Annotated in this window: 7 protein-coding genes; 1 reads left to right on the top strand and 6 read right to left on the bottom strand. The window is 41.0% G+C overall.

All coding sequences use genetic code 11. The features are described from left to right. Positions 1–93: 93 nt before the first annotated feature. Positions 94–1,446, bottom strand: coding sequence for a phenylacetate--CoA ligase family protein (locus ACUVXA_RS12755; protein ID WP_445871653.1), 1,353 nt, complete (start codon positions 1,444–1,446; stop codon positions 94–96). Between the two features lie 18 nt (positions 1,447–1,464). Beyond that, the gene (locus ACUVXA_RS12760; RefSeq protein WP_445871654.1) at positions 1,465–2,499 is read right to left on the bottom strand and encodes a phenylacetate--CoA ligase family protein; all 1,035 of its coding nucleotides are present in this window, start codon (positions 2,497–2,499) and stop codon (positions 1,465–1,467) included. Positions 2,500–2,839: 340 nt separating this feature from the next. Here ACUVXA_RS12760 and ACUVXA_RS12765 point away from each other — a divergent pair, with 340 nt between their 5' ends. Then, entirely contained in the window at positions 2,840–3,526 is a 687-nt protein-coding gene (locus ACUVXA_RS12765; protein WP_445871655.1) for a nitroreductase family protein, read from the top strand. Positions 3,527–3,528: 2 nt separating this feature from the next. On the opposite strand, the gene ACUVXA_RS12770 is transcribed toward ACUVXA_RS12765, so the two are convergent. From ACUVXA_RS12770 to ACUVXA_RS12785, 4 genes are all read right to left on the bottom strand, one after another. Next, positions 3,529–4,815: a phenylacetate--CoA ligase family protein gene (locus ACUVXA_RS12770; RefSeq protein WP_445871656.1), complete on the bottom strand. Its 1,287-nt coding sequence runs from the start codon at positions 4,813–4,815 to the stop codon at positions 3,529–3,531. A gap of 630 nt (positions 4,816–5,445) precedes the next feature. Further along, entirely contained in the window at positions 5,446–6,609 is a 1,164-nt protein-coding gene (locus ACUVXA_RS12775; protein ID WP_445871657.1) for an acyl-CoA dehydrogenase family protein, read from the bottom strand. A 48-nt stretch (positions 6,610–6,657) separates the two neighbouring features. After that, positions 6,658–7,689: an NAD(P)H-dependent flavin oxidoreductase gene (locus tag ACUVXA_RS12780; protein WP_445871658.1), complete on the bottom strand. Its 1,032-nt coding sequence runs from the start codon at positions 7,687–7,689 to the stop codon at positions 6,658–6,660. A 147-nt stretch (positions 7,690–7,836) separates the two neighbouring features. Next, the gene (locus tag ACUVXA_RS12785) at positions 7,837–8,028 is read right to left on the bottom strand and encodes a hypothetical protein (RefSeq protein ID WP_445871659.1); all 192 of its coding nucleotides are present in this window, start codon (positions 8,026–8,028) and stop codon (positions 7,837–7,839) included. Positions 8,029–8,111: the final 83 nt, after the last annotated feature.

An 8,111-nucleotide genomic window follows, 5' to 3' on the forward strand; every position in this document is an offset into this window, starting at 1 on the left:
CATAAGTTATATATCAACAAATACCCATATAGGAGTTTCGTCTGAATATATGGATCTTACAAAAAGATTAACAGTACACTCCTCTTTATGCTCTTATTTTTCTTTTTTAAGATCTAAAACCCTATTTATTTTGTGGTAAATAAATGGTAACTTGTCGTATGGCACCCATTCTATTTCACTATTAACTCCCAGCTCTTCTTTTATTTTCTTTATAATTCTTCCTTTTAGTTCCTCGGGATCCTTTGTAATATTTTCATCATATGCCGCTCTTATTTTGAGCGTAGGCATATCCTTGGCGTACCGAAGTAATGTGAGCCCTGCTTTTTCAGTCTCAGGAAACTCCTCAAATATTTGAATTATGTCAAGAGGTACGATTATTTTGCCCCCAATTCGAAGTCTCCAGCCTGTTCGAGAAAGAATGAATAGCCTGGAGCTGGTCCTTCCACAATCGCATACTTCTCTAGTGTACTCAGCCAAGTCTTCTGATCCAAACCTTATAAACGCCATCGCCCTTGAGTTTAAGTTAGTAATTACGTACTCACCTCTTTCTCCTTCGCTAACTAATTCCTCAGTTTCGGGATCTATGAATTCACCGCAGACTATGTCGTCCCAAATATGGCCCCATACCTTTCCTGTTTCGAACAACTTTTTCTGCATCTCTGGGCAATCAGCTACCATAGTCATGCTCTCACCCACTTGACTTCTGCTGAATACTCTTACGTTACCCCAATCCGCCTCTATTTTTCCTGCCACTTTTGGCGTTAATGGTTCTCCAACCGAAATTGCGACTTTAATTGACGAGAAAACCTCCTTTGGATCGTATCCCTGCTTTCTCGCTTCATCGGTTATCATGGCTAGTACATCGTATCCGTCGGTTCCAAGAATATCAGGCCTGATCCGTCTGAATAAAGGTATTTTCCTAGCAGATAGAGCGGGATGTATCATTTCGGGCCACGTTACACAACCTATTCTCATGTATGCTGATTGAAGAGCCGCGCAGTACCAGTGGAAACCCACTCCTGGCACCATGACCTTCATGCCTGGTCTCCCACCCTGCATCCAACTGGTTCGAGTCAAATTATCGATTTGATCCATGAAATCGTGATCTGTGTAGCATGAAAAAGTTGGAACTCCACTGGTTCCCGTCGACGACCATATTTGTATAAGTTCCGGAAGGCTTACGTTTAGTAATCCTCCGAAGGGGTCGCCTGTTTTTTCACGTTCGTCTCTAACATCCTGTTTTCTAAAAACAGGTATTTTTCTGAAATCGTCCCAAGTTTTAATTTCTTCAGGAGTTAAACCTTTTTCTTCGAATCTTTTACGCGTGTAAGACGAGTTCCTATAGCAGTACCGAATTTGATTCTTAATTTTTTTGAGCTGCAGCTCCTTTAAATCTTCCATCGGCATGGTCTCAACAATTGGATTCCAGTATTCGGTTATATTCATCTCTCATCAACCTCCACTTTATTTGTAATTAGTTGTAAATAATCTGACGTGTGTTCTAGCACAGGTGCATTCATCTTCGTCCAGCGTGATGTCAATATTTGTCAAATATCTGATTATTGGGACAGCCTCTGCAAAGAGATTGGAGATGACTAGCTTTCCGCTTTCACCTGCTCCAACCGACTCCTTCGTTTTGGGGTCCACTGCTTCCACCACAAACAAGTCTTCCCAAATGTGAAGACCGTTATACTCCTCACAATCAGCTGCAAAGAATAGATTGTCCGATATGTCTAGCATATTGTTTATTTTGGCCCCCCAATCCTCTTGGTATTTTTTCTTTTGCTGAGCGGTTAAGGCGGTTGTGTAGCCACGAAATATTATATGCTCATATCCGATATCCTTCACTGACCACTTTTCCGCTAGTGATGTTAATCCAAGGGAGTCTACATGGGTCGTTGTGAACAGCGCCTTTTTAGGCTTGAAGTATTTAGCTGTAGCATATGTTCTAGAAGCCTCTGGGCCTAAGTCAAGTTGATATATGATTTGAAAATCTAGTAATCGATCTGCAGAGTTTCCAACAAACATGCTAAACGGGTAAGAAAGTGATGTTGATAAGTACTCCCAAGCTTGAGAAGCTATTTGAAGAATATCTTGTTTTTTTAATCCCAGCATCTTGTAATATCTTGCTAACTGTTCAGCAATGATATTATGATCGTACACCGTAAGTCCAGTAATGATTGGTTCACCAGTTATGAACAATTCAGGAGGCCCAAATATTTGTACTACCCTTTCTCCCGGGACGCAGAGTCTCCCTCCGAAGGTATCATTTGTTTTCGTTACCCATTCTTGTAATTCTTGTCTTGTAATCAGAGGTATCTTTTTGAGGTCGTCGAGCGTCTTTACGCCTTCTGGATTTATCTTTGCTCCCTTGAACTTTTCACGGTGAAGCAAAGAATTTTCATAGACATGCTTAAGCTGTGCTCTCAACTTCTTTAGCTGAAGAGCTTTAAGTTCGTTTCTTGCCATAGTCTCAATTCGAGGGTTATAAAATGACAAAAATTTCACCTTTCTCCAAAAATTTTCTTGTGGGCAAATTATATATGTTGTATTTAAACCTTTGCCATCTTCTCCCCCTTTTTGGTACATTATATTTGAGAGTCAAAACCATTTTATGGTGTTCTGGAGAAAGCTCAAAGACACTCTAAACCAACTATCTAACTGGAATATCAGCCTCCCCCTTAGGAACTACTCTCATCACTCCGTTGATTTTTGAATCATGGTATGTGGCTTCGACGCAGATGCCCAATAATTCGCTTTCTTGATTATACGCATAAAAAAGCCCAGTTACGAAAAGAGATATAAATGCAATCAGAAAAGGATTTTGGAGGAATGACGCATGGATGTGTTTGAAGCCATTGAGACAAGGCAGAGTATTAGGAAATTTAAAAGCGATGATGTATCTGACAAAACTATTCTTCAATTTTTAGACATGGCAAGAAAAGCGCCGTCAGCAGAGAATTCCCAGCCTTGGGAATTCATCATCATTAGAGATTCGGAAATCAGAAACCGGATTATTGAGACACTTGAAACCGCAGTCAAAGACGAGACACTAAAAAAATTTGTTACAGAATTTTTGGCTCCGATGGTCAGTAAGGCGGTTGGATTTCAAGTACCTGCAGAAGCCCTCATTAAAGGTGCGGGATACTATCCCCTTCATAATGCTCCTGTACTAATAGCTGTCTGCATGAAAGACCCAAGACCTGTAATAAAATCCTTTGGAGAAGAGTACGACAAGTACAAAGATCTTACCTTCATCTGGTTTGTTCTGAGCATCGGTGCAGCGATTGAGAACATTCTACTATCCGCAGTTTCTAAAGGTCTAGCAACCTGCTGGACTTCAAGTGCTATGTTTGCTGAAGAAAAAGTTAAAAAAATCCTCGAAATACCTGAAGATGTCAGGTTGTTATCTATTATCGCCCTGGGTTACCCTAACCGAATTCCATCCAAAATATCTAAAAAACCATTGAAAGAAATCGTTTACCTAGACAATTACTTAAAAGTACACCCCAGTTTTTTGCGCTAAATTTATAGTGTGTAATGTTTTCTTCGATCCTCCAGAATCCTAGCGTCGACAGGAATCTCACCAGGATTTACCATTTTAACATCAGTTTTTATGCGAAGAGCTTGTTTAAACTCTGTTTTGAGTTTGTTCTCCCACTCCGCAAATTTCGAAGATTCCTTACACTCCACATAGATTATCATCTGGTCATAGTCCTCCGGCCTTTCCACAATTATCTGCAGTCTTCCCAGTTCAGGGAACTTTTCTACAACCTCTTGGGCCTGTTTCGGATGTATAAAGACCCCTTTAACTTTGGTTAACATATCCACTCTACCGCGGATACCCAGTATTCGCGCCTCAGTTCGACCGCACACACATGTCTCTTCAGTCATTGCCGACGCATCACCGGTTCTATATCTTATGAGCGGCATAGCCTCTCTCTCAAGCGTTGTTGCAACGATTTCTCCTTCTTCACCTGGCGCCACTTTTTCTAGAGTTTTAGGATCAATCATCTCTACAAGAAATAACTCTTCATTAAGATGCATACCATTGTGGTATTCACATTCTCGTGACATCACTCCAAGCTCCGCAACTCCGTAAGCGTCGAAGAGTTCAATTCCAAAGGTTTCTTCCAGATCCTTTCTAAGCGGCATAGGTAAGGGTTCTGCTCCGCATAAACCTATTCTAAGTTTTAGATCCTTCTTGGGATTAATGTTCATTTTCACCGCTTCTTCGCCCAGTCTTTTGAGAAAGGTTGGGGTGCCAGCATATATGGTCGTTCCTGCCTTTTTCATAAAATCTACTTGCATTCTACTCTCCCCAGTTCCAGCTGGTATGACCGTGCAACCGGCTTCTTCAGCAGCCCAGTGTATAAATAGTCCTGCAGGCATAAAGTGATAAGATAAGGTGACTTGACAGATGTCTTTTTCTGTGGCTCCAGCTGTGTACATGGTTTTTGCAAGGTTTTTACGGATTATTTTTATGTCTTCTCCGGTGTAGGGCTCGAAAATTGGTCCTGGTGAAATAAACAGTAGTCGAATCTTTTCCTTTGGCACTGTTAGAAAATCTCCATAGGGTGGGTTGTTTCTTTGACTTTTAACAAGCTCGTTTTTACTTGTATAGGGAATCTTCTTGTAAAAGTCTTCTAGGGAAGTAATGTCACCTGGTTTGATTCCAGCCTCATCAAATTTTTTCTTATAGAAGGGTGACCTTTCATAAGCATATTCAACTATTTTCAGCATCTTTTTTTCTTGAAGCTTTCTCAGGCGCTCCCTAGGCGCAATTTCCCATTCGGAATAGACTTTTCCAGACATTACCATACCTCAAAAATTCTGTTAAATAGATCTCGAAACACGCATTCTGGTATAATTTATTTTTGATGAACGGTTACCAAGCTACTCTTTCTTTTAAAAGTTTTATGAGTACTATTAAGTGGTGATATAAAGTCGGTAGATCATCCTCATTTCCTAGGCTTTAAATCGGAAAAAGTTCATAAAAACCCCTCTTTGAGGTGCTATGCATTACCCACAATTATTATGGGTAATTTTTGCTCTCTAATTTTTTATCATATACGTAATATTTTTTATCGTGGGAACAAGAAAATATGCGTATCTTGCATAAAATTAGAGGAAAGCAATTACTCGTAGCACTTATGGGTAATGCATAGCTTTGAGGTGAGACCGGGCAATTCAGCATACCCCTAGAATTCGAATGGCGAGTTAAAGAAAAACAGTTGGAGTGTTTTTGTCGAATTGTGGTTTCTACACACTTACGGGATAATGTCAAATTTTTTGACATAAGACTGAGGAGGTTAACCAGAAGGGGGACATTGCAGATTAACGTAAGGTTTGCAAACTAGAAAAATAAAGCCAGGTAGAGTAACGCCTCATAGACTTGAATTTAGTGTGTAGCTAAAAAAGTATAGGGTTACTAAAGTCTAGGATTTATGATTTCTCTAGAAGTTCTTTGTACACTTCTCTTTGAATGAGGAAGCGCATTATTTCACTTGATCCAGCACCAATCATAGCTATTCTTAGGTCTCTGACAAAGCGTTCTAATGGGTATTTTTTGGTATAACCTATACCTCCCAGTATTTGAAGGGCCATATTTGATACTTCAAACGCTGCTTCCGATAAGTATAGTTTGGTCATGGCAGATTCTTTGCTAACCCGTATACCTCTGTCTATCATCCTAGCTGTTCGAAGAAGCATCAATCGACTTGCATGTATCTTTACAGCCATATCTGCGATCTTGAAGTTAACACCCTCAAAATTTTTGATGGGTTTGCCGAACTGCACCCTCTCTGCTGAGTACCCCGCTGCTATCTCTAAGGCTCTCTCCGCCGTTCCCAGGCAAGCAGCAGTAACGACTATTCTTTCGGTGTCAAGCTCGTCCATAAGTTGAATGAAGCCATGATTCTCTTTTCCAACTAGATTTTCCTTCGGAACCTTTACATTGGTAAATTTTAGGTGTGAATTTCTGCATCCACGCATTCCCATTAGTTCAAAATCCTCAATAACCTCAACTCCAGGTGTATCCGCCTCCACTATGAATGTGCTCATACCTATATGAGCATGTACAGATGGGTCCGTAATAGCGAATACCGTGAGATAGTCCGCTTGGCTCCCATTGGTTATAAACCTCTTCTCGCCGTTTATATTGTAAAAGTTGCCATCTTTTTTTGCTGTGGTCTCCATGCCCGCGGCGTCAGAACCCACATTTTTTTCAGTTATACAAAGGGCGCCTATCTTCTCGCCTCTAGCCATAGATCTCAAATACTTTGAATTAAGCTCATGACTTCCAAACCTGATTAATGGAATATTAGAAAGGATGTGGCCGTTGCGAGACATATCGATGCTAGCGCATACTTTACCCAATTCTTCACCGATAATCGTATCGTAAACTAAGCCCTTTCCAGTTCCTCCATATTCTGGTGGGAAGAGGGACCCTATGTAACCTCTTTTGCCTAATTCATGAAAAACCTCACGCGGGTACCTATCAGTTTTTTCCACCTGATCCGCGATCGGCTCTATGTTTTTGTGAACCCATTCTCTAACTTCTTCCCTAAACTTAACTTCCTCTTCTGTGTAGAGTTCTATAATACTCATTTTAAGCACCTCTGTTAAGATTATGAGAAGGAGGATAAATTATTCGTTTTATCTTAACTCACCGTTTAATTTTTTAATAATATCCGTAGCTCCATGCATAATGCTTTCAATGACGTCTCTGACGGAGAGCATGCTATCTATTCTAGAAGCCACTTGACCTGCCCCAATCAATCCATTTACAACATCACCGTCTCGTTCTGAGGCCCAGAGTTTCTCGTCCTTGAGTTTTGTTAATTCCTCTTCGGAAAGAGTGCCTTCAGTCTCTAGCTTCAAAATCTCTATTGCTCCCTTGTTTCTTAGACAGCGTGCCGGCCCATAGACTCCCGTCCCAACCATATCACTCCATTCTCCAGCATCAACTATAAACTGTTTGTAGTTTGAATGAAAATCAGATTCTTTAGTCACGAGAAAACGTGTTCCCATCTGGATCCCCTGTGCCCCCAAGGCCAAAGCAGCTACTAGAGTCTTTGCATCGCACATCCCACCAGCAGCGACAACGGGTATCTTGACTGCGTCTGTAACAGAGGGAATTAGAACAAAAGTGTGGACTATCCTGTCGGCTCGGTGAGTGTGACCTCCTGCCTCGTATCCCGAAGCGATAACACCGTCCAATCCCATTTTCTCCATTTTTTTGGCGTGGTACGCAGATGGAGTCACATGAAAGTGTAGCATACCTGAGTCCTTAATCCTCTTGTGATACCGAACGGGATTTCCAGCCGAGGTAATGTAAAGCACCATTCTTTTTCTTAATTCGCGGTCATTTTCTCTTTCCTCAATCACGGTGCTCACATAGGCGTCCGTTGTTTTTAGCATAACTTCTGGCACATTCTCTCCAACTGGGGTGTTAACCGCAAAATTGTTTTTTGTGTTCTTTTTAACAGTGTGTATATACTCTCTAATTTTCTTAGTCGCAACTTCTGGACCCACAGTCATTCCAGGTATACTCACGGTTCCCAACGCGCCGGCATTTGAAACCGCCGCAGCTAAGTTAACCGTGCAGTACGGTCCCATTCCAGCTTGTATGATGGGATATTTAATACCTAATAAATCACACAATTCTGTTTTGATCGATAATGCCATAATGTCTTCACTTCCTGAAATATTTTTGAAGGGCGAAGTGCCGTTATTACAAATGATATTTATGTCTTATGTCTTATTTGAGCGACAACCGAGAATCAGCATTTGATAGTGTGAGTTTCTTTTTTGGATGGTTTCTCATCCCCGCTGTTATGTTTCTTCTTTCCTATAGTTCTGGCTTTTTTCTAAACTGCTTTTACGATTAACCCGTAGTTGAAGTGGCTCTGCCCAAATAATTGTTCCTCTGATGCTTTGCCTCTTGGAGTTTAGGAATTTCTTAAGACCTGTGAGGGGAAAATTGCTGCCCTCTCTCACAGGCCTCGTACTCGGTGGCGAGGTCAACTGAAATTAGATCGCCCTATCCGTTTAGCTATGCATTACCCACAATTATCGTGGGTAATTTTTGCTCTCTAATTTTTTATCAT

The sequence above is a fragment of the Candidatus Jordarchaeum sp. genome (assembly GCF_052745115.1).

Coding starts and splice junctions, on each gene's coding strand:
- ACUVXA_RS12755 (WP_445871653.1), bottom strand. CDS start 1,446: ATGAATATAACCGAATACTGGAATCCAATTGTTGAGACCATGCCGATG.
- ACUVXA_RS12765 (WP_445871655.1), top strand. CDS start 2,840: ATGGATGTGTTTGAAGCCATTGAGACAAGGCAGAGTATTAGGAAATTT.
- ACUVXA_RS12770 (WP_445871656.1), bottom strand. CDS start 4,815: ATGTCTGGAAAAGTCTATTCCGAATGGGAAATTGCGCCTAGGGAGCGC.
- ACUVXA_RS12775 (WP_445871657.1), bottom strand. CDS start 6,609: ATGAGTATTATAGAACTCTACACAGAAGAGGAAGTTAAGTTTAGGGAA.
- ACUVXA_RS12780 (WP_445871658.1), bottom strand. CDS start 7,689: ATGGCATTATCGATCAAAACAGAATTGTGTGATTTATTAGGTATTAAA.